The sequence below is a fragment of the Mesorhizobium sp. WSM2240 genome (assembly GCF_040438645.1).
GTDB lineage: Bacteria > Pseudomonadota > Alphaproteobacteria > Rhizobiales > Rhizobiaceae > Allomesorhizobium.
In genome coordinates this window covers 3513359-3535470 of the sequence record NZ_CP159253.1, presented here as the reverse complement: position 1 = coordinate 3535470, position 22112 = coordinate 3513359, and the positions used below count along the sequence as shown (strand labels likewise).

The 22112-nt window shown below is 64.2% G+C and carries 17 protein-coding genes; 10 read left to right on the top strand and 7 right to left on the bottom strand.

Annotated features, from left to right (window positions below):
* The first annotated feature begins 3 nt into the window (after positions 1 to 3).
* The 3 genes from doeB to ABVK50_RS17490 all read left to right on the top strand — a co-directional run bounded on the left by doeB (position 4) and on the right by ABVK50_RS17490 (position 1861).
* A complete protein-coding gene (gene doeB, locus ABVK50_RS17500) occupies positions 4 to 1008 on the top strand; it encodes a N(2)-acetyl-L-2,4-diaminobutanoate deacetylase DoeB (RefSeq protein WP_353645364.1) in 1005 nt (334 codons plus the stop codon).
* A 98-nt stretch (positions 1009 to 1106) separates the two neighbouring features.
* Positions 1107 to 1331: a hypothetical protein gene (locus tag ABVK50_RS17495; RefSeq protein WP_353645365.1), complete on the top strand. Its 225-nt coding sequence runs from the start codon at positions 1107 to 1109 to the stop codon at positions 1329 to 1331.
* A 131-nt stretch (positions 1332 to 1462) separates the two neighbouring features.
* Positions 1463 to 1861 carry a cupin domain-containing protein gene (locus ABVK50_RS17490; RefSeq protein WP_353645366.1) on the top strand — a complete coding sequence of 133 codons (399 nt, stop codon included), beginning with the start codon at positions 1463 to 1465 and terminating at the stop codon, positions 1859 to 1861.
* Between the two features lie 2 nt (positions 1862 to 1863).
* Here ABVK50_RS17490 and ABVK50_RS17485 read toward each other — a convergent pair whose 3' ends face one another.
* Entirely contained in the window at positions 1864 to 2202 is a 339-nt protein-coding gene (locus tag ABVK50_RS17485; protein WP_353645367.1) for a hypothetical protein, read from the bottom strand.
* 193 nt (positions 2203 to 2395) lie between these two features.
* Here ABVK50_RS17485 and ABVK50_RS17480 point away from each other — a divergent pair, with 193 nt between their 5' ends.
* The 7 genes from ABVK50_RS17480 (at position 2396) to ABVK50_RS17450 (ending at position 15158) form a co-directional block, all read left to right on the top strand.
* Complete coding sequence (locus ABVK50_RS17480; RefSeq protein WP_353645368.1) at positions 2396 to 2899, top strand: hypothetical protein; 504 nt, start codon at positions 2396 to 2398, stop codon at positions 2897 to 2899.
* A 188-nt stretch (positions 2900 to 3087) separates the two neighbouring features.
* Positions 3088 to 6438, top strand: coding sequence for a transglutaminase family protein (locus ABVK50_RS17475; protein ID WP_353645369.1), 3351 nt, complete (start codon positions 3088 to 3090; stop codon positions 6436 to 6438).
* 6 nt (positions 6439 to 6444) lie between these two features.
* Positions 6445 to 8856, top strand: a complete 2412-nt coding sequence (locus ABVK50_RS17470; RefSeq protein ID WP_353645370.1) for a circularly permuted type 2 ATP-grasp protein — start codon at positions 6445 to 6447, stop codon at positions 8854 to 8856.
* A gap of 173 nt (positions 8857 to 9029) precedes the next feature.
* Complete coding sequence (locus ABVK50_RS17465) at positions 9030 to 9905, top strand: transglutaminase family protein (RefSeq protein ID WP_353645371.1); 876 nt, start codon at positions 9030 to 9032, stop codon at positions 9903 to 9905.
* A 231-nt stretch (positions 9906 to 10136) separates the two neighbouring features.
* A complete protein-coding gene (ilvD, locus tag ABVK50_RS17460) occupies positions 10137 to 11975 on the top strand; it encodes a dihydroxy-acid dehydratase (protein ID WP_353645372.1) in 1839 nt (612 codons plus the stop codon).
* Positions 11976 to 12088: 113 nt separating this feature from the next.
* Positions 12089 to 13303: an MFS transporter gene (locus tag ABVK50_RS17455; protein WP_353645373.1), complete on the top strand. Its 1215-nt coding sequence runs from the start codon at positions 12089 to 12091 to the stop codon at positions 13301 to 13303.
* 76 nt (positions 13304 to 13379) lie between these two features.
* Entirely contained in the window at positions 13380 to 15158 is a 1779-nt protein-coding gene (locus ABVK50_RS17450) for an SLC13 family permease (protein WP_353645374.1), read from the top strand.
* Between the two features lie 3 nt (positions 15159 to 15161).
* Here the strand turns inward: ABVK50_RS17450 and ABVK50_RS17445 are convergent, their stop codons facing one another.
* The 6 genes from ABVK50_RS17445 to ABVK50_RS17420 form a co-directional block, all read right to left on the bottom strand.
* On the bottom strand, positions 15162 to 16337 hold the full coding sequence (locus ABVK50_RS17445; RefSeq protein ID WP_353645375.1) for a serine hydrolase: 1176 nt from the start codon (positions 16335 to 16337) through the stop codon (positions 15162 to 15164).
* Positions 16338 to 16409: 72 nt separating this feature from the next.
* A complete protein-coding gene (locus tag ABVK50_RS17440; protein WP_353645376.1) occupies positions 16410 to 17444 on the bottom strand; it encodes an extracellular solute-binding protein in 1035 nt (344 codons plus the stop codon).
* 29 nt (positions 17445 to 17473) lie between these two features.
* Positions 17474 to 18280, bottom strand: a complete 807-nt coding sequence (locus ABVK50_RS17435; RefSeq protein ID WP_353645377.1) for an ABC transporter permease — start codon at positions 18278 to 18280, stop codon at positions 17474 to 17476.
* Positions 18273 to 19196, bottom strand: a complete 924-nt coding sequence (locus tag ABVK50_RS17430; RefSeq protein ID WP_353645378.1) for an ABC transporter permease — start codon at positions 19194 to 19196, stop codon at positions 18273 to 18275. The genes ABVK50_RS17435 and ABVK50_RS17430 overlap by 8 nt, the downstream gene beginning before the upstream one ends.
* Entirely contained in the window at positions 19196 to 20290 is a 1095-nt protein-coding gene (locus tag ABVK50_RS17425) for an ABC transporter ATP-binding protein (protein WP_353645379.1), read from the bottom strand. The genes ABVK50_RS17430 and ABVK50_RS17425 overlap by 1 nt, the downstream gene beginning before the upstream one ends.
* A 142-nt stretch (positions 20291 to 20432) precedes the next feature.
* Positions 20433 to 22097 (bottom strand): amidohydrolase, encoded by a 1665-nt coding sequence (locus tag ABVK50_RS17420; protein WP_353645905.1) that lies wholly within the window; start codon positions 22095 to 22097, stop codon positions 20433 to 20435.
* Between the last annotated feature and the right edge of the window lie 15 nt (positions 22098 to 22112).

Sequence of the window (22112 nt, the reverse complement as noted above, 5' to 3'; positions counted from 1 at the left end):
GCCATGCTGATGCCAAATCTTCGGCCTTCGCCTATAGCCCCGACCGTCGACTTCAACGCGGACGGCGTGCAGCACGGCTTTCTGCGGCTGCCCTACAGCCGCGACGATTCGGCGTGGGGATCGGTGATGATCCCTGTCTGCGTGATCCGGAACGGGGAGGGGCCGACCGCGCTCCTCACCGGCGGCAATCACGGCGACGAGTATGAAGGCCCGCTGGCGCTCTACGACCTGGCCCGTACGCTCGATCCGAAGGACGTCTCAGGCACGGTCATCATCGTGCCGGCGATGAACTATCCGGCGTTCCGGGCCGGTACGCGCACCTCGCCGATCGACAAGGGCAACCTGAACCGCAGCTTTCCGGGCCGCCCGGACGGCACGGTGACGGAAAAGATAGCCGACTATTTCCAGCGGCATCTTTTGCCCCGGGCCGACATCGTGCTCGACTTCCATTCGGGCGGCAAAACGCTCGATTTCCTGCCCTTTTGCGCGGCCCATGTGCTGCCAGACAAGGAGCAGGAGCGGAAGGCCTTTGCCGCAGTCGCGGCGTTTTCCGCGCCCTATTCGATGCGGATGATCGAGATTGACACGGTGGGCATGTACGACACGGCCGCTGAGGAGATGGGCAAGGTTTTCGTCACCACCGAACTCGGCGGCGGCGGCACCTCTCGCGCCGAAACCGTACGGATCGCGCGGCGCGGCACGCTCAACGTGCTGCGCCATGCCGGCATCGTCTCTGGCGCCGTAGAGGCGCAGCCTACACGCTGGCTCGATATGCCGTCCGGCGATTGTTTCTCTTTCGCCGAGAATGACGGGTTGATCGAAACCATGATCGATCTCGGCGAGAGTGTGGAGGCGGGCCAGGTCGTGGCGCGTATCTACCCGGTCGGACGCACGGGTGGCGTGCTGCAGGAGATCCGGGCAAAGATGTCCGGAGTGCTCGCCGCGCGGCATTTTCCGGGCCTGGTCAAGGCCGGCGACTGCGCCGCAGTTCTGGCGGTGGTGGAGTAAGGCGATATCCCTCCCCGACGGGGAGGGGAGCCCCGCAAACCCTGCAACCGATCCACCGGCCGGGCGTTTTTCCTTCGATCCATGCGAAAGGGAAAGCCATGGCCGATGGACCCAGGAAAAAGCTTCCGACGCCGCCGGACGGCGAGCCGGTAAAGCGCCGAGACGACCGCGATTCGACTACGCGCAGCCGCGTCTCCGAAGTGCAGGATCCCGAGATTTCCGGCGACGTGGAGCCCGGTCCGCGAAGCAACAGCGTCGAGCCAACCGTCGACAAGGCCGGCCAGATCGTCCGCCAGAAAAAGCCCATCGACGAGCTTCATTGAATCCGTGCAGGCCTTTTTCCTCTGGCGAAGGTGAGAAAGAAGGGCATTCCGCGCGTTCGATGATCGGCATTTCCCTCCAAGCCGCGGCCGCTCTATGTTGAGGCGCAAAGCACCGCCTTTGGAGAAAAGCCATGAAAATTACCCCCTGCGGCTCGTTGCCGTCGCGCCGGGCGCCGGACAAATGGTTCACCAGGACGGTGTGGCAGGAACCGATCGTCGAAGCCGAGGCGCCGGCGCGTATCCGGGCTTTGGTGGTGAGCTTCGAGCCCGGCGCTCGAACGGCCTGGCATATGCACCCGCTCGGCCAGACGCTCTACGTCGTTTCGGGCTTCGGCAAGGTGCAGAGCTGGGGCGGGCCGGTCCTGGACATCCGCGCCGGCGACACGGTCTTTTTCGCGCCGGGCGAAAAGCATTGGCACGGCGCCGCGCCGGCCAATTCGATGACACATATCGCCATGCAGGAGGCGCTCGACGGTGTCTCCGTTGAATGGCTGGAGCATGTCACCGACGCGCAGTATTCTGCGGCCTGACGCTACGCGCTGCACCGCCGCTTAATCGACGAATTCATCGCCACGATCTTGCCCCAGGCAATCCCGCGCTCCTTTTCCGCCGCAGAGCGGAAATCCGGCGTGACTACGCTGAGGCCGGTCGGCGTCACCGGGTCGCCCGGCTGCCTCTTGTCGGGATTCTTTTCAGGGTCTCCATATTGCCTGACCAGTGCGGCGCGCTCAGCCTGGAGTGTTCCGCAAGGGATGTCGTCATAGAGGGTCGACCGCACCACTTCCGCCTCGATCGCGGCTGGAAGCGACGAGCAGGCCGATGCCGGCATTGCCGCAAGCATGATCACCACGAAACGAAATCCTGAAGTCATCGCACTCACCAGTCGAATTGCGCCCCCGCAGCATTGTTGCACCGAATGCGGCAAAGCGGAACGTTATCGGCTGACTTTCGTTTTCGAGGACATCAGAGCTCTACCATTCCCACGGAAACGGGGATGGAAATGGCTCCAACATGTTGAGTAGTCGGCATGATTTCTGGATCATGCCAAGGGATGGAGCAAAGTCATGCCTGACGCGCGCAAACACCGAACAGGCAAGGCCCACGAAGGCGACGACGACAAACCGCGCCGAACCGAAGGCCGGGCTGAAGACCGCACCACTCTGGACGAACAGTTGGAGGAGGGGCTGGAGGATACTTTTCCTGCCAGCGACCCGGTTTCTGTCGTCTCCACGACCATAGCCAGCAAAACAAAGAAGATCGTCGGCACTGACGAGGTGCTCCGCCGTCAAGCCGAGGAGCGGCGCCAGGCCGAGGAGCGGAAGCGGCATGCCGAGGAAATGGGGCGAAAAACAGAGGGCAGGGCCCAGGATCCCGAGACGCTCGAAGAGCAGCTCGAAGAAGGGCTGGAGGATACGTTCCCCGCCAGCGACCCAGTTTCCGTGGTATCCACCACCATCGCCACCAAAACGACTATCGTCGGCACCGACGAGGTGCTTCGCCGCCAGGCTGAGGAAGGGGCCAAGCAGGCGGAAACCGACGGCGGCGAGGAAAAGCCGAAGGACGAGTAGCGGTACCCGGCGCTTAGCCGTCTTCTCCCTCGGGGCGGGGGAAGAGGTCAGCAAGCCAGTGGCGTGCTGTACACCATGGCTGGCGTTCAACTCGCATAAGGCAGACCTTCTTCGCAGTGCAATAAATTCTTGGCGGCCCGAGACGAAGTGTGGAAAGGTGGCCTTCCGACGAAAGGCACCGGGCGCACATGGCAATTCTGGCAGCCGTCTATCACCTGACCCACTATGTCTATGATCGGCCGGTCATTCTCGGGCCCCAAATAATCCGCCTGCGGCCGGCGCCGCATTCCCGAACCAAAGTGCTCAGCCACTCGCTGAAGGTCGGCCCCGCCAATCATTTCACCAATCTGCAGCAGGATCCCTACGGCAATTTCCTGGCGCGCTTCGTCTTTCCGGAGCCGGTGACAGAACTTAAGATCGAGGTCGATCTCGTCGCCGACATGACGGTCTATAATCCGTTCGATTTCTTCGTCGAACCCTCGGCGGAAGCGTTCCCGTTCGAATATCCCGAAGACATCCGCGATGATCTGGCGATCTACCGCACGCCCGAGCCGGCCGGGCCGCTGCTCACGGCCTTCCTGGGAACGATCGATCGTTCCGAGACCAGCACGGTGAATTTCATCGTCGCGCTCAACGCACGGATCCAGCGCGAGGTCGCCTATATCGTGCGGCTGGAAACCGGCGTGCAGACGCCGGAAGAAACGCTCGCGCTGGCCAAGGGCTCGTGCCGCGATTCGAGCTGGCTGCTTGTCCAGGTGCTTCGGCATCTCGGCATCGCCGCGCGCTTCGTCTCCGGTTATCTGATCCAGCTCAAGCCCGATCTGGTCGCGCTGGACGGCCCCGCCGGCGCGACGCACGATTTCACCGACCTGCATGCCTGGTGCGAGGTCTATATTCCGGGGGCCGGCTGGATCGGGCTCGATCCGACGTCGGGGCTGCTGACCGGCGAAAGCCATGTGCCGCTTGCCGCCACACCGCATTTTCGCAACGCCGCGCCCATTTCGGGCATGGCGAGCTTCGCCAATGTCGATTTCAAGTTCGACATGCGCGTCGATCGCGTCGCCGAGCATCCGCGCATCACCAAGCCGTTTTCCGACGCCTCCTGGCAGGCGCTCGACGCGCTCGGCGAAGAGGTCGACGCAGTGCTGCAAAAGGAAGACGTCCGGCTCACCATGGGCGGCGAGCCGACCTTCGTGTCGATAGACGATTTCGAATCCGAGGAGTGGAACACCGCCGCTGTCGGGCCGACCAAGCGCGAAAAGGCCGATCTGCTGATCCGCCGCCTGCGTGAAAAATTCGCACCGGGCGGCTTTCTCCATTACGGGCAGGGCAAATGGTATCCGGGCGAATCCCTGCCGCGCTGGACCTTTTCACTGTTTTGGCGCACCGACGGCGAGCCGGTGTGGATGGATCCGTCGCTAATCGCCACGGAGAAGGCCGACGGCAAGACGACGCCGCAGCAGGCCGAAACGCTGCTCACCGCGATCGCCGGCGAACTCGGCATCGATACCGGCATGGTCGCAGAGGCCTATGAGGATCCGGCCGAATGGCTGCTCAAGGAAGGCAAGCTGCCGGAAAACGTCGATCCATCCGACTCGAAGCTGAACGATCCGGAGGAGCGCAGCCGCATGGCGCGCGTCTTCGAGCGTGGGCTGACGCAGCCCTCCGGCTACGTACTGCCGGTGCAGCGATGGAATGCCGAAGCCGCCGGCCACCGCTGGCGGTCGGAGAAATGGCAGACGCGGCGCGGCAGGCTTTTCCTGGTACCCGGAGACTCCCCCGTCGGTTACCGCCTTCCACTCGGCACGCTGCCTTATGTGCCGCCGTCGCAATTTCCGTTCATCGTGCCTGTTGACCCGTCAGTGCCGCGCGGGCCGCTGCCGCCGCGCGAAGCCGCCGCGTCTCCTGCGGAAGCGGCCGGCGCGGACGAAATGGCGCGCCGCCAGGCTGCGGCGTCCTTCACCGCCGTCACCGGCCAGCAGAACCGGGTCGAGCAGGAGCTTGGCGAGATCGGCGGCGCCGTGCGCACCGCAATCAGCGTCGAACCGCGCGACGGCCGGCTCTGCGTTTTTATGCCGCCCACCGAAGCGCTGGAAGATTATCTCGACCTTGTCGCGGCGGCCGAGAACGCGGCAAAGAAGACCGGCCTGCCGGTCCACATCGAAGGCTACGGCCCGCCGCACGATCCACGGCTCAACGTCATCCGCGTCGCGCCCGATCCCGGCGTCATCGAGGTCAACATCCATCCGGCCTCGAGCTGGCGCGACTGCGTTGCCACCACCACCGCTATCTACGAGGAAGCGCGCCAGACCCGGCTCGGCGCGGAGAAATTCATGATTGACGGCCGCCACACCGGCACGGGCGGCGGCAACCATGTCGTGGTCGGCGGCGCCACGCCCAACGACAGCCCGTTTCTGCGCCGGCCGGACCTGTTGAAGAGCCTGGTGCTGCACTGGCAGCGCCATTCCGCGCTGTCCTATCTGTTTTCCGGCCTGTTCATCGGCCCTACCAGCCAGGCGCCGCGCTTCGACGAGGCGCGCCACGACAGTCTTTACGAACTGGAGATCGCGCTGGCGCAGGTGCCGCGTCCCGACCAGGGCAACCCGCCGCTGCCCTGGCTGGTCGACCGCCTTTTCCGCAATGTCCTCACCGACGTCACCGGCAATACCCACCGCTCCGAGATCTGCATCGACAAGCTGTTTTCGCCCGACGGCCCGACCGGCCGGCTGGGGCTGGTCGAATTCCGCGGCTTCGAAATGCCGCCCAATGCGCGCATGAACCTCGCCCAGCAATTGCTGGTCCGCGCCATCATCGCCCGCCTGTGGACAGCTCCGCTCGACGGGCGTTTCACCCGCTGGGGCACGGCGCTGCACGACCGCTTCATGCTGCCGCACTATGTCTGGGCCGATTTTCTCGACGTGCTCGACGATCTCGCGCAGCACGGCTTTGCCTTCCGCCCGGAATGGTTCGACGCGCAGCTCGAATTCCGCTTCCCCTTCTGCGGCGAAGTTCAATACTCCGGCGTAAAGCTCGAGCTCCGCCAGGCGCTGGAGCCGTGGCATGTGATGGGTGAACAGGGCACGATTGGCGGTACGGTGCGCTTTGTCGATTCTTCCGTCGAGCGGCTGCAGGTCAAAGCCGAAGGCCTCAATCCCGAGCGCCACGCTATTCTCTGCAACGGCCGCGTCGTGCCGATGAAGGCAACTGACAATCGCGAGATCGCGGTTGCCGGCGTGCGCTACAAGGCGTGGCAGCCGTCTTCGGGCATGCATCCGGCGCTGCCGGTCAACACCCCGCTTACCTTCGACATTTACGACCGCTGGTCCGGCCGCTCGGTCGGCGGCTGCGTCTATCATGTCGCCCATCCCGGCGGGCGCAATTACGAGACCTTCCCGGTCAACGCCAACGAGGCCGAGGCGCGGCGGCTCGCCCGCTTCGAGCCGCGCGGCCACACGCCGTCGGCGTTCGAGATCCGGCCCGAGGAACCATCGGACGAATTTCCGCTGACGCTTGACCTCAGGCGGCCGCCGAGATTGTGATTGGCGATGGCTGAGGGGAATCAGAAGCGCGAGAGGGCAGGGCCGAGCCCCGGCATTTTGCTGGACGGCTACCGGCCGGTGGCCGGCGTCGCCGACGAGATGGTCGACGAGGCCGGCAATCCGCGGCCCGTCTGGCGTGATTTCATCGCCGCGCTCGAGGACATCGGCCCTGAGCAGCTTGCGCAGCGCTTTGCCCGCGCCGACCAGTATCTGCGCGACGCCGGCGTCTATTACCGCTTCTACGACAAGGTGGGGGTGAAGGAGCGCGAATGGCCGCTCGCCCATATCCCGCTTCTCATCGACGAAGATGAGTGGGCCGCCATCAGCGCCGGGCTGATCCAGCGCGCCGACCTCCTGGAAACCATCGTCGCCGATATTTACGGCGACAACAGGCTGGTCGCGCAGGGCCTGCTGCCACCCGGCCTCGTCGCATCGAACGCGGAATATCTGCGCCCCGTAGCCGGCGTGAAGCCGGCTGGCGGCTATTTCCTGCATGTCTGCGCCTTCGAGCTCGGGCGCGGTCCCGGCGGCCAGTGGTGGGTGCTGGGCGACAGAACGCAGGCGCCGTCGGGCGCGGGTTTCGCGCTGGAGAATCGCGTCGCCACGACACGCGCTCTGTCCGACATCTATGGCGACATGCATGTGCACCGGCTTGCCGGCTTCTTCCGCCGCTTCCGCGACACGCTCATCGGCATGATCGGCGATCGGGACGGCCGCGCCGCAATCTTGACGCCCGGGCCGCTCAACGAAACCTATTTCGAGCACGCTTACATCGCCCGCTATCTCGGCATCATGCTGCTCGAAGGCGAGGACCTGACCGTTTCCGGCGGCCGGCTGATGGTGCGAACCGTATCCGGATTGAAACCGATCAGCGTGCTGTGGCGGCGGCTCGACGCCGCCTTCGCCGACCCGCTCGAACTCAATCCGGATTCCCACATCGGCACGCCAGGCCTCAGCGAGGCGGTGCGGCATGGTTCGGTGACCCTGGTCAACGCACTCGGCTCGGGGTTCGTCGAGACCCGCGCGCTCTTGGCCTTTCTGCCTCGAATTTCCAGGGCGCTGCGAGGCGAGGAGCTTTTCCTGCCGAGCATTGCGACATGGTGGTGCGGCCAGGACGAGGAACGCCGGCATGTCAAGGGAAACCTCGATCGGATGATGGTCGGCCCGGCCCTGTCGACGCGGCTGGCCTTCGAGGACGACGATGCGACCATGCTTGGCGCCTCGCTCGGTCCGGAGGCAAGACAGCAACTGCTGGCGGATCTGACGGAAAATGGGGGCGATTTTGTCGGTCAGGAAGCGGTGACGCTGTCGACCACGCCGGTCTTCGTCAACGGCCGGCTGGAGCCGCGTCCTGCCATCTTGCGGGTCCATCTGGCGCGCACGGCCGACGGCTGGGTGGTGATGCCCGGCGGTTTCGCCCGTGTCGGCGACACGCTGGATGCGAAGGCGATCGCCATGCAGCGCGGCGGCCAGGCCGCCGACGTCTGGGTTGTGAGCAACCGGCCGGTCGAGCGCGACACGCTGCTGCCGGCTGAGGGCGACGATTTCGTGCGCAGCATTCCAGGCAGCCTACCGAGCCGCGCGGCGGAAAACCTGACCTGGCTCGGCCGCTATATCGAACGCTCGGAAGACACGGTTCGCACACTGCGCGCGTACCATGTGCGGCTCGCCGAAACCTCGGATCCGGACCTGCCGCTGCTTTCCGACGTCCGCGACTATCTCGAACCGTTCGGCATCGATCTCGAGGCCGCCATTCCGGCCGGGCTGATCGCCAATATAGACAGCGCCGTCTACAGCGCCGGACAGATCCGCGACCGCTTCTCGCCGGATGGCTGGCTGGCGTTGCGCGATCTGTCGAAGACCGTGCACCAGTTCGCCGCGACTGTTGCGCCCGGCGACGACGCGACGCGGGCGATGACGGTCCTGCTGCGCAAGCTTGCGGGATTTTCAGGCCTGCTGCACGAGAACATGTACCGCTTCACTGGCTGGCGGTTCCTCGAAATCGGCCGGCGGCTGGAACGCGCCATCCAGATCGCCCGCACGCTCGCGCGCGCGACGTATAAAGACGCACCGGACGGCGCTCTCGACATGATGCTGGAGATCGGCGACAGCGTCATGACCCACCGCCGCCAGTATCATGTCCGCTCAAGCCGGCTGACCGTGGTCGACCTCTTGGCGCTCGACCCACTCAATCCGCGCTCGGTGCTGTTCCAGCTCGAACGGCTGAAGACGGAGATCGACCATCTGCCGGGCAGGGGCGCTGCCGGCCATCTCTCCCCCGCCGCCAAGGAGGTCCTGCGCCTGCATACTTCGCTCGCGATCCGGGAGCCGGCGGAGATGACGCCGGAAGCGCTCGATACGCTGGCATGGGATATTGGCGGCCTCTACGAAACGCTTGCCAGGACGTATTTCGGGTAAGAATGAAACTGCCCCTCATCCCCGTGCCGGGCCCTTCTCCCCGTGTATGACGGGGAGAAGGATGCTGGCCGCAACGCTGACGACCCATCTCCCCGTTCTACACGGGGAGAGGGTAAGGGTGAGGGGCGGCGCCGATTTTGACAGGTTAGCATCGACAAAGCGGACTTATTCCCATGCACTACGATATCCGGCTGACCCTCCACTATGACTACGAATCCTGGGCCGGCGGCGGCAGGCATCAGGTCCGCGTCATGCCGCAGACCATACCCGGCGTGCAGCGGGTGATTGCAGCAAGCCTGTCGTTTTCGCCCGAGCCGATAGAGCGCGCGGAATTCAGCGATTTCTTCGGCAATCACGCCGCTTCCATCGCCTATCGAGACGCGCATGAGACGCTCGACGTGAAGATGAGCGCGCGCGTCGCGGTCAAACGGTCGGAACCCGGCCTCGACGTCTCGCCGACCGTGCCGGCGCTCAGCGAGGAGATCCGGCAGGTGCTGTCGCTCGCGCCGGACGCGCCGCATCATTTCCTCGCCTCCAGCGACCATGCCGGCATCGACCCGGCGATCACCGCCTATGCGGCGGAAAGCCTTTCCTCCGGCTCGGTGCTCGCCGTCGCCAACGATTTCTGCCGACGTCTCCACGACGAATTCGCCTATGACAATGAGGCGACCACCGTAGCAACCCATGCAGCCGATGCGTTCAGGCTGAAGCGAGGCGTCTGCCAGGATTTTTCGCATGTGATGATCGCCGGCCTGCGCGGCTTGGGCATTCCGGCCGGCTATGTCTCGGGCTTCCTGCGCACCATCCCGCCGGAGGGCAAGGAACGGCTCGAAGGGTCGGACGCCATGCACGCCTGGGTAAAAGTCTGGTGCGGCAGGGAAATGGGCTGGCAGGAATTCGATCCCACCAACGCCATGCGTGCCGGCAACGACCACATCACCGTCGGCTATGGCCGCGACTATTCCGACGTAGCCCCGATCGTCGGCGTGTTGAAGACCACTGGCGGCCAGGCGGGCGAGCAGTCGGTCGATGTCGTGCCGGTGGGGTGAGGTAGCAGATCCTCCCCCGTTTACGGGGGAGGGGACCACGCGAAGCGTGGTGGAGGGGGCGACCGCCGAGCTATTCCGCCTTTCCCGCTTCCGCGATCAGGGGGAAGGGAAGATGCGCCAGCACACATTACGGGTGACGCGACCGCCGCTTTTCGCTATCAGCAAGGGAAATGGTTGCGGCAAAGGCCGCGCGCCCACACATAAGTAAGCCGACCACCCAGGAACCACGCTATGCCGCCCTATCGCTCCCGCACCACAACCCATGGCCGCAACATGGCCGGCGCGCGCGGCTTGTGGCGCGCCACCGGCATGAAGGATTCGGATTTCGGCAAGCCGATCATCGCCGTGGTTAACTCCTTCACCCAGTTCGTGCCGGGCCATGTGCATCTGAAGGATCTCGGCCAGCTCGTCGCACGCGAGATCGAGAAGGCCGGCGGCGTCGCCAAGGAATTCAACACCATTGCCGTCGATGACGGCATCGCCATGGGCCATGACGGCATGCTCTATTCGCTGCCGTCGCGCGAGATCATCGCCGATTCCGTCGAATACATGGTCAATGCGCATTGCGCCGACGCCATGGTTTGCATCTCCAATTGCGACAAGATCACGCCCGGAATGCTGATGGCGTCGCTGCGCCTTAACATTCCGACCGTCTTCGTCTCCGGCGGTCCGATGGAGGCCGGCAAGGTGGTGCTGGCCGGCAAGACGCAGGCGCTTGACCTTGTCGACGCCATGGTCGCGGCCGCCGACGACCGGGTCTCTGACGAGGACGTCAAGACCATCGAGCGTTCCGCCTGCCCGACTTGCGGCTCCTGCTCGGGCATGTTCACCGCCAATTCGATGAATTGCCTGACCGAGGCGCTTGGCCTGTCGCTGCCCGGCAATGGCTCGACGCTCGCCACCCACGCCGACCGCAAGCGGCTGTTTGTCGAGGCGGGACACCTCATCGTCGATCTCGCCCAGCGCTATTACGAGCAGGACGACGAGACAGCGCTGCCGCGCACCATCGCGTCGAAGGGCGCGTTCGAGAACGCCATGACGCTCGACATCGCCATGGGCGGCTCGACCAACACCGTTCTGCACATCCTCGCTGCGGCGCATGAGGGCGAGATCGATTTCGATCTTGAAGACATCGACCAGCTGTCGCGCCGCGTGCCCGTCCTGTGCAAGGTGGCACCCGCCAAGGCCGACGTGCACATGGAAGATGTCCACCGCGCCGGCGGCATCATGGCGATTCTCGGCCAGCTCGACAAAGCCGGCCTCATCAACCGCGATTTGCCGACCGTGCACACATCAACGATAGGCGACGCGCTCGACCGCTGGGATATTTCGCGCAGCAACAGCGAAAGCGTGCGCAAATTCTTCATGGCGGCACCCGGTGGCGTGCCTACCCAGGTCGCCTTCAGCCAGGAACGGCGCTGGGACGAGCTCGATCTCGACCGTGAAAAGGGCGCGATCCGCAACGTGGAGCACGCCTTCTCAAGGGATGGCGGACTTGCGGTACTCAGCGGCAATCTCGCGGTGGACGGCTGCATCGTGAAGACCGCTGGCGTGGACGAGAGCATCCTGAAGTTCGCCGGCCCGGCGCGCGTGTTTGAGAGCCAGGACGCGACGGTGAAGGCGATCCTTTCCGGCCATATCAAGGAAGGCGACGTGCTGGTCATCCGCTACGAGGGCCCGCGCGGCGGCCCCGGCATGCAGGAGATGCTTTATCCGACCAGCTATCTGAAATCGAAGGGGCTGGGAAAGGCCTGTGCGCTGATCACCGACGGGCGCTTTTCGGGCGGCACGTCCGGTCTTTCGATCGGCCATGTCTCGCCGGAAGCCGCCGAGGGCGGAACCATCGGCCTGGTGCGCGAAGGCGACCGGATCGAGATCGACATCCCGAACCGCACCATCCATCTCGCCGTCGATGAGGCGATGCTCGCCGCCCGCCGCGCAGAGCAGGATGCCGCTGGCTGGAAACCCGCCGAACAGCGCAAGCGCAAAGTCACCACGGCGTTGAAGGCCTATGCCGCCTTCGCCACCAGCGCCTCGCGCGGCGCGGTACGCGACCTCGGCGAGGGCTGAGCGCACCTGCGCCACAAAGAACGGCTGTCTGACCCAAGGAGCATCGGTTCGCACGGTCTATGTGCTCGGCGGGCAGGACTCTTTTGTCCCGTCCGAGTTCACGGAATGAGACCATGACCGACGCCTCGGCGACAGCCAGCCGCATCCAGGTCGATACTACGGCCTACGCCGTCATCCTGGCGGTAAGCTTCTGCCATCTGCTGAACGACGTGATGCAGTCGCTGCTGGCGGCGATCTACCCGATGCTTAAGGCCGATTACGGTCTCGATTTCTGGCAGATCGGCGTGCTCACGATGACGTTCCAGGTTACCGCCTCGCTGCTGCAGCCGCTGATCGGCATCGTCACCGACAAAAGGCCGATGCCCTACTCGCTGCCCGTCGGCATGGGCTCGTCAATGGTCGGGCTGTTCATCCTGGCCTTCGCCTCCGATTATGCGCTGCTGATCATGGGCGCGGCCTTCATCGGCATCGGCTCGGCGATCTTCCACCCGGAATCCTCGCGTGTGGCGCGCCTTGCTTCCGGCGGGCGCTATGGCCTGGCGCAATCGCTATTCCAGGTCGGCGGCAATTTCGGCTCGGCGCTCGGGCCGTTGCTGGCTGCCTTCATCGTCGTACCGCGCGGGCAGGGTAGCGTCGCCTGGTTCTCGGCTGCGGCCCTGCTCGGCATGATCATTCTCTGGCAGGTCGGCAACTGGTACAGCCGCTACCGGATCCGCAGCGCAAAACGCCCGGCCGGCGCCATCACGGTCGCATTGCCGCGCCGCAAGATCGTGATCGCGCTGGTGGTGCTGGCGCTGCTGGTCTTCACCAAAAACATCTATCTCGCCAGCCTCTCGAGTTATTTCACTTTCTTCGTGATCCACAAATTCGGCGTGACGGTGCAGCAGTCGCAGTTGATGCTGTTCATCTTCCTCGGCGCGGCTGCCGTCGGCACCGTTGCGGGAGGGCCGATCGGCGACCGTTTCGGACCGAAATTCGTGATCTGGTTCTCGATCCTTGGCGTATTGCCCTTCACGCTGGCGCTGCCTTACGCAAATCTCGAATGGACCATGGTGCTGACCGGCTTGATCGGCCTGATCCTCGCTTCGGCCTTCCCGGCCATCGTGGTGTTCGCGCAGGAACTGGTGCCGGGAAGGGTGGGCATGATCGCCGGCATCTTCTTCGGCTTTGCATTCGGCATGGCCGGCATAGCCGCAGCCGTGCTCGGCGTGGTGGCCGACGCCAGAGGTATTGAATTCGTCTACCTGGTCTGCTCCTATTTACCGCTGCTCGGATTGCTGACGATCTTCTTGCCGAGCCAGCGGGAGATGCGGACTTCGGCGGCCTGAACCTTCGGCCGCGCAACCAAGTCGCGGCCGGCGCGTTCCGTTTTGCCGCGCCGCGGCGGCCGGGGGCCTTCCACGAATGACACTTGACCAGATACTATCGATCGGTGTCATCGCGGCAATGATGGCGGCATTTGTGTGGGGCCGCTTCCGCTACGACCTGGTCGCCGCCGGTTCTCTGCTTGTGGCGCTGGCGCTGGGCGTGGTGCCCTACGAGGACGCGTTCAGCGGCTTCAGCAACGACATCGTCATCATCGTCGGCAGTGCGCTTCTGGTCAGCGCGGGCGTCGCCCGGTCGGGCATCATGGAATTCACCATCCAGCGCTATGCGCCGAGCGTTACGTCGGTCAGGGCGCAACTGGCCCTGCTGGTGATCGTGGTTACGGTGCTATCGGCATTCGTCAAAAATATCGGCGCGCTGGCGATCATGATCCCGATCGCTTTCCAGTTCGCCCGGCGGTCCGGCGCGTCGCCCTCGGTATTCCTGATGCCGATGGCGTTCGGGTCGTTGCTCGGCGGCCTGATGACGCTGGTCGGCACCTCGCCGAACATCGTCGTGTCGCAGCTTCGCGACGACATCACGGGTCAGGCGTTCCGGATGTTCGACTTCATGCCGGTGGGCGCGGCGCTTGCGGCCGTCGGCACCATTTTTCTAGTCCTGTTCTACCGCCTCGTGCCCCCACGGCAGCGCGAAAACGTTTCCATGAACGAGGCGATCGACATCAAGAACTACATGGCCGAAGGCAAGGTCGTGGAAGGATCGACGGTGCTTGGGAAGACCGTGGGCGAGCTCCTGAAGATGTCCGACGGCAGCGCGATCGTCACATCGATCGTGCGTTCCAGAGACGTTCGCATCACACCGCTGCCCGACGCGGTGCTGCGCGAGGGCGACATCCTGCTGATGGAAGGCGCGCCGGAAGCACTCGACCGGCTGGTGGCGCAGGCCAAACTCAGCCTAACCGACCAACGCAAGCCGGCCAGCAAACAGGGCGCAGCGGAGGAGGTGGACGCAATCGAAGCGGTTATCGGCGAACATTCGATCCTGATCGGATGGTCGGCGCAGCGCCTGGCGCTCTACGATCGCTTCAACGTCAATCTGCTGGCCGTCAGCAGGAAAGGCGAACGGCTGACGCAGCGGCTGGGCGCTATCACGCTGCGGCTGGGCGACGTCATCGTTCTCCAGGGCAACCGGCGGGCGCTGCCGGAGATCTTGCGCGATCTAGGCCTGCTGCCGCTTGCCGAGCGGCCGATCCTGCTGGGCACGGTGCGGCGCGGCATCGTCCCGGTGCTCATCCTGGCCGGCGCCATGGGGTCGACCGCGCTCGGGCTGCTGCCGGTGCAGATCGCCTTCTTCACCGCTGCCGTGGCGATGATCCTGTTCAAGGTCATCCCCACGCGCGAGATCTATTCGGCGGTCGACGGGCCGATCCTGGTGATGCTTGCCACGCTCATTCCCGTCAGCGATTCGCTGCGAAGCACTGGCGCCACCGACGTCATCGCGGGCTGGCTGGCGAGTGTCGGCGCCACGTTGCCGGCCTATGGTGCGCTGGGGCTTATCCTGGTGGTGGCGATGGCGATCACGCCCTTCCTCAACAACGCCGCAACCGTGCTGGTGATGGCGCCGATAGCGGCCGGCTTCGCCGCCAGCCTCGACTTCCGGCCCGAAGCGTTCCTGATGGCGGTGGCGATCGGCGCCGGTTGCGATTTCCTGACTCCGATCGGCCATCAGTGCAACACGCTGGTCATGGGCCCGGGCGGCTACAAGTTCAGCGACTATCCGCGGCTGGGCTTGCCGCTGTCCTTCATCGTTGTCTTGGTCGCGGTGCCGATGCTGATGCTGGTCTGGCCGTTGAACTGAGCCCTACAGCATGGCCGATACTGCCTGGAAAAAGGCGACGCATTGCCGATCGAGCGGGTCGTCGACGGGAATGGGCTGCGACGACATCTTGACCATGACGACCTCCGTCGCCGGATCGACATAGAGCCACTGGCCGTGAATTCCGATCGCGAAGAAGGCGCCGCTGTCGAAGCCGGTCTGGTACCATTTGTTACGGTAGCGTCCGTTCTCGAGCAGATGGGCGAAGTCGCCGGCCTTCCAGGCGGCCTGGCTGCCGCCGGTCAACGTGTCGCGCACCCAGCTTTCCGGCACGATCCGCCGGCCGTCGAGCACCCCTCCAAGTCGCATCATCTCGCCGACGCGGGCGAGGTCGCGAGCTGTGACCGACACGCCGCCGGCGGCGCGCGCCGTACCTTCCCCGTCGACTGTTACCGAGGCAGCGCTTTTCGCGCGAAGCGGCAGCCAGAGGCGCTCCCGCATCAGTTCGGCATAGCGGCGGCCGGACGCGCGTTCGAGAATGACGCCGAGGAGGTCGGAATTGGGCGAGCGGTAGCGGAACGGTCCGCCGTGCGGATGCGGACCTTTTTGCAAAGTCAGGAGGAAGGCGAGCAGCGGCTCATCGCCGCCGCCAGGGTTCCACAGCATGGCGCGGCGGTAGCGTTCGAAGGCGCCCGCAGGGTCGAGATAAGCCTCGTCAAAGTCGACGCTGACCGTCATGTCGAGGAGATGCTGCACCGACGCGTCGCTATAGGCAGATCCCTCAGCCTCGGGAATGTAGCGGGTGACGGGCGCGGCTGGATCGAGTAGCCCCTCCGCCTGGAGCGAGCCGGCGAGAATGGCGGTCAGCGATTTGCTGATCGAGAAGACGATGTGAGCGGCGCCTGGATTCATGTGCGGCGCGAAATGGTCGGCGACGAACTCGCCACGCTTCATCGCTACGAATGCGTCCGTGTGCGAGCGCAGCAGGAAATCCGCGACGGTTTCCCACCGTCCTTCGAAGTCGACCGACTGCGCGAGCAGGCTTCCCGGATCGGCCAAGCGAGATTCAACCTGGCTATCGGCGCAGGCGATCACGGCTGACGGCACCAACTCGCCGACATTCTGGAACGACCAGGAGGAATAGGGGCGCGTACGCCAGTTGCCGAGCGTTACCTCGTCACGGCGAAAGCCGTATCGCCGTTCGAATGCCGTAGGGTCCATCGTCAATCCCCTGCCATGCGCCACGCGCAAAAAGACCCGGCGGTCGCCCGCCGGGTCGCACGCCCAAAAGGCTTACTTCTGCACGTCGGTCCAGATTCGCGAGTAGAGGCTGACGACCTCGGGCGAACAGGACACCAGGAACTCGCCGGCCTTCTCGAACTCGGCCGGAACGACGAGTTCCGGGGCAGTCTTCATGTCCTCGGGCATGAACTGCTCCGATCCCTTGATGCCGTTCGCATACTTCGCGAATGCCGAGATTAAAGCCGCATTCTCCGGTTCCATGATGAAGTTCATGAACAGCTTGGCGTTTTCGACATTCTTCGCGTCCTTGAGGATCGCGACGCTGTCCATGAAAATCGGGTATCCTTCCTTCGGATAGCCGAACTTGATGTCCGGATTGGCCAGGCGTGAGCGCATGATGGCGCCGTTCCAATAATAGACGGCGGAATAGTCGCCGGCGGGAAGCTTGTCGGTGACGCTGTAGTCCATCGCCAGCCACTTGGTCTTGGCCTCGACCAGCTTGTCGCGCACTTTCTTGAGCAGCTCCTTGTCCTCGGTGCACCAGTCGCCGCCGAAATATTTGATCGTGGCGTAGAGCACGTCGTTCATTTCCGGCGCCACATTGATCTTGCCGACGAGTTCGGCCGGCGGATCAAGGAAGATCGCCGAGGTGTTGATGTCCCCGCCATAGACCTTTGTGTTGACGCCAATGCCGGTCACGCCCCACTGCCACGGCACGGAGTAGTGGCGGCCCGGATCCCACGGCACGTCCACCCAGCGCGGATCGACATTCTTGAAGTTCTCCATCTGGTCCGGACGCGCCTCGAGCAGCAGGTCTTCCTTGACCCAGATCGGCACGTAGTTCGCCGAAGGGACGACGATGTCGAAGCCATGGCCGCCGGCGCGGACCTTGGCGAGCGCGGTGTCGTTGGAATCGTAGTCGGTAATCGTCACCTTGACGTTGTGGGCTTCCTCAAACTTCTTGATCAGGTCGGGGTTGGTGTAGTCGCCCCAATTGTAGATGTTGAGTTCCCCATCCGCATGCGCCATGCCGGCGAAGGCGAGCAGCGCCGTCGCCGCGGTTGCGGTCCTTAGCTTTTGTCTCATGGTTTTCTCCCTTGGTTCCCTTGAGCGAGTTACACCTTGCGGCGGTTGATGAAAAAGAATGCCGTGACGAGGATGACCGAAAAGAGCAGGAACACCACCGCGATCGCGTTGATCTCCGGTGTGGTTTCGCGGCGAAGCTGGCCAAGCATGTAGGTCGGCAAGGTATCCTGGCCGCCGGACTTTACGAACTCGGTGATCACCACGTCGTCCAGCGAAATGACGAAAGCCAGCATGAAGCCGGCGATGATGCCTGGCCTCAGCAGCGGCAAGGTGACGTAGAGGAACGCCTGCCATCCGGTTGCGTAGAGATCGGCGGCGGCCGTCTCAAGCGACAGATCCATATTCTCCAGCCGGGCGCGGATCGGCAGATAGGCGAAGGGAATGCAGAATGCCGAATGCGCCGCGATGAGGTAGCCCAGACCGGAATAGCCGGTCCACACCTTGATCCGCGAGAAGACGATGAGCAGCGCCACCGCCGTCACGATTTCGGGCACCATCAAAGGCTGATTGATGAATGCGTATTTGAAGGTGAGGCCCGGATAGGGCCTTGTACGGGTGGTGGCGATGGCGGCCATGGTGGCGGCGATGGTTGCAATAAAGGCGGCGAACAGGGCGATGACCGCCGATCGCAACGCAGCCTCCTGTACGCGCTCATTGCCGGCAGCCTCGTAGAACCATCGTAGCGATACACCTTCCCAGGTCGTCATCGAACTGCCGGCGTTGAAGGCGTACATGACGAGAGCCGCGATCGGCAGGTAGAGCATGAAAAAGGTGAATAGCGCGACGAAGGCGAAGGACGGCTGACTGCGGAGATCGAAGGTGCGTCTGCTAGCCATGCTGCGCTCCCGAGCGCGCCGCGTTGCGCACATAAACGAGAAGCGCCAGCATGACGATGAACATCAGGGTTATGGAAATGGCCGCGCCGAGCGGCCAGTTACGGCCGGCGCCGAACTGCAGTTCGATCAAATTGCCCAGCATCATGTTCTTGCCGCCGCCGAGCACGCGCGGAATGACATAGGCGCCGAGCGACGGGATGAACACCAGGATGGAACCGGCAATGATGCCGGGCCGCACCAGAGGGATGATGATGCGCCAGAGCACCCGCAGCCGTGTCGCGTACAGGTCATAGCCGGCTTCGACGAGGCGGAAGTCCAGCTTTTCCATGCTGGCATAGAGCGGCAGAACCATCAGCGGCAGGTAGACATAGACCATGCCGAAGAGAATTGCGGCGTCAGTGTACATGAGCTGAACCGGCTGATCGATCACCCCCAGCCACATCATCATTGTGTTGAGGAGGCCTTCATTGCGGATCACCTCCTGCATGGCGAAGGTGCGTATCAGCAGGTTCGTCCAGAACGGAATGGTGACAAGGAATACCCAGACCTCCCGCGTCTGCGGCGGGCGCGTGGCGATAAAGTAGGCGGTGGGAAAACCCAGCGCCAGCGTCAGCACGGTGGTCATCAAAGACAGCTTCACCGAGCGCCAGAAGATCGACAGGTGGGCGTCGGCAAGGCCGACCGTGTCGTCGAAGATATCGCGCTGGAACAAGACGGAAAACCAGCCGTCCAGCGAGAACTCGCCAAACTTCACGTCGCCATAGTCGCCCTTCACCATCACGGAGTAAGCCAGCATGACGAACAACGGTCCGACGGCGGCGAAGAAGATGATCAGCAGCGCGGGCGCCGAAAGCAGCCATCGCGCATGGACATTTTTGCGCCCAGCCTGTCTGGCGATCTCGGCGGCGCCCGTCATCAGTCCCTCAGAACCTGCGCGGCGTCCGCCGCGATCTGCACACCCACGCGCTCACCGACCTCGAAACCACAGGACTGGCTGCGCATGTTCTGCTGGCGCACCATGAAGTTGCCGCCGCTGTCCAGATTGATATGGATGTGCGTATCCGTGCCGAGATAAACGACGGTTTCCACCGTTCCCAGCAGTTGTCCTCCCGTTCTCACCGCCGTCGCATGTTCAGGCCTGACGGCGACGGTGGCTTCGGCCTTCGGCTGGTAGCCCTCGGCGACCGTGGCGGAGATCTCCGCTCCCGACCGCAGCGTAACCCGCGCAATGCCGTTTTCAACGGCGCTGACGGAGGCCGGCAGGAAATTGGTCTCGCCAATGAAATCCGCGACGAAGCGCTCTGCCGGGCGGTCGTAAATGTCCCAGGGCGAGCCGACCTGCAGGATCTTGCCCGAAGACATCACTGCGATGCGGTCGGACATCGTCAGCGCCTCCTCCTGGTCATGCGTGACGAAGATGAAGGTGATGCCGGTCTCGTGCTGGAGCCGTTTGAGCTCGATCTGCATCTCCTTGCGCAGCTTATAGTCGAGCGCCGACAGCGGCTCGTCGAGCAGAAGCACCTTGGGCTGCGGCGCCAACGCACGGGCGAGCGCTACGCGCTGCTGCTGGCCGCCGGAAATCTGGCTGGTGCGGCGGTCCTTCAGCGCCTCCATCCTGACCAGCTTGAGCATGGCCGAAACCCGGGCTTCGACGTCGGCTTTCGGCTTGCCGAGCATTTCGAGCCCGAAGCCGATATTCTGGCCGACGGTCATGTGCGGGAACAGTGCGTAGCTCTGGAATACCGTGTTGACCGGCCGCTTGAAGGGCGGCAGCGGCGCGATGTCCTCACCGTAAAGCAGTATCTCACCCTCGGTTGGATAGTCGAAACCTGCGATCAGCCGCAGAAGCGTTGTCTTGCCGCATCCTGACGGCCCGAGCAGGGTGAAGAACTCGTTTTCGCGGATCGCTACCGAAACATTGTCGAGCGCGGCCACTTGCGCTTCGCCGGTTCCAAACAGCTTGCTGACGCCGCGAACTTCAATCGCATTCCTACCCGGTGCTGCCGGCACAAATCGCCCCACTCATTGTCCGTCCCGGTTCTTTGCGGCCGGGCGGTGTTCCCGTTCAATTGTCATCACATGCCGGCACGCTTGGCAATCGGCCTTCCAAGCTGCGCTTCAACGCGTCTTGCGCCATGCAATCGCCGTGCCATCAATGCTGCCAGGTAATCCTTCCGCCGCAAATCGTGGTCACTACGCGGATTGCGTGCAGCGCCTCGGGCGCTGTCGCTTCGATGTCGCCGGAAAGCACGGCGATATCGGCCAGATGGCCAGGTTTCAGCACGCCCTTGCGGTGTTCCATGAAGCCGGCATAGGCGCCTTCCACGGTGTAGCCGGCCAGTGCCTCGTGCAGCGAAAAGTGCTGGTCCGGCATGCCTTCTGCCCAAGGCTTGCGCAGCACCGCCGCCTGGATGCCGGCAATCGGATCGATCGGCGAAACCGGCCAGTCGGAGGCGAAGACGACATGCGCGCCGGCATCCTTCAGCGTGCGCCAGGCATAACTCAGCGGCCAACGCTTGCGGCCGATGCGCGAAATCGTCGGCTCGAGCGGCAGGCCCATGGCGCCCGGCGGATGCGGCGGCTGCATCGAGGCGATCACGCCGAGTTCGGCAAAGCGCGGCACGTCGGCTTCGGTGGTCACCTCTATATGCTCGATGCGGTGACGGCTGTCGCGCTTGCCGTTCTTTCGCTGCGCAGCTTCGTAGCCGTTGAGCACGGCGCGCACCGCGCCGTCGCCGATGGCGTGCACCGCGATTTGCAGGCCGCGCCGGTCGGCTTCGACCGCGACCTCCGTGAATTGCTCCGGTGTGAACAATGGCTCGCCGCGCCAGTCCGGCCGGTCGGCATAGGGATCGATCATCACAGCGGTCCACGAGTCCAGCACGCCGTCGTAAAACACCTTGACCATGCCGGACGACAGCCACTCGCTGTCGTAGCGCTCGGCCATGGCGGATGCCTTGCCAAGCATGTCGAGCGTCATAAAGTTCTTGTAGTGGAACGGGATCTTGACGCGGCAGGCCAGCCCGCCCTCCGCCTCGATCTCTGAGAGGAGTTCGAGCTGGTAGAGGTTGCCGTCCATGTTCTGGATGGAGGTGATGCCGTGCCTGGCGCACCAGGCAAGGCCGCGCCGCAAGATGTCGCGGTCCGTGGCGCGTTCCTGCGGCGTCGGGGCAGGATCCGGCTCGCCGCCGGTCGACAGGCCGAGCCGCGCGCGCTCCTCGCCGGCCAGCGCCACGACCGGCCCGAACGCCTCGCCTTCGCGCAACTCGCCCTCGGCAAGGCCATCAGCGCCCATGACGATCTCATTGCCGGGCCCAAGCGCCCTGCCGTGCAGTATGCCCGCCATCTCCAGCGCCTTGGTGTTGGCCCACATTGTGTGATGGTCGGGCGCGCCCATGACGAAGGGACGGTCGGGCAGGATGCGGTCCAGATGGTGGCGGGTGACGCGCTCACCACCCAGCACCGTATAGTCGACGCCCTGGCCGACCAGCATTTTCCGGTCCGGATTGGAAGCCGCGTAGCCGCGGATCGCGCTTTGCAGCGCATCGAAACCGGCAATGCCGGCAAGGTGCAGATGCGCAAGTTCGGCCGCGCCGGAGAAAAGATGCATATGCGCTTCGATGAAACCCGGAATGACCGAGCCGCCGCCGGCGTCGATCATCCTGGTCTCCGGTCCACGCGCCACCAGGACCGAACTCTGGTCCCCGACGGACAGGATCAAGCCGTCCTTGACGGCGATAGCCTCGGCGGCGGGGTTTTCGCTGTCCATGGTGAGGACGCGCGCATTGGTCACGATCAGATCGGCGAAAACTGGCATCATGGCTCCGTTGCC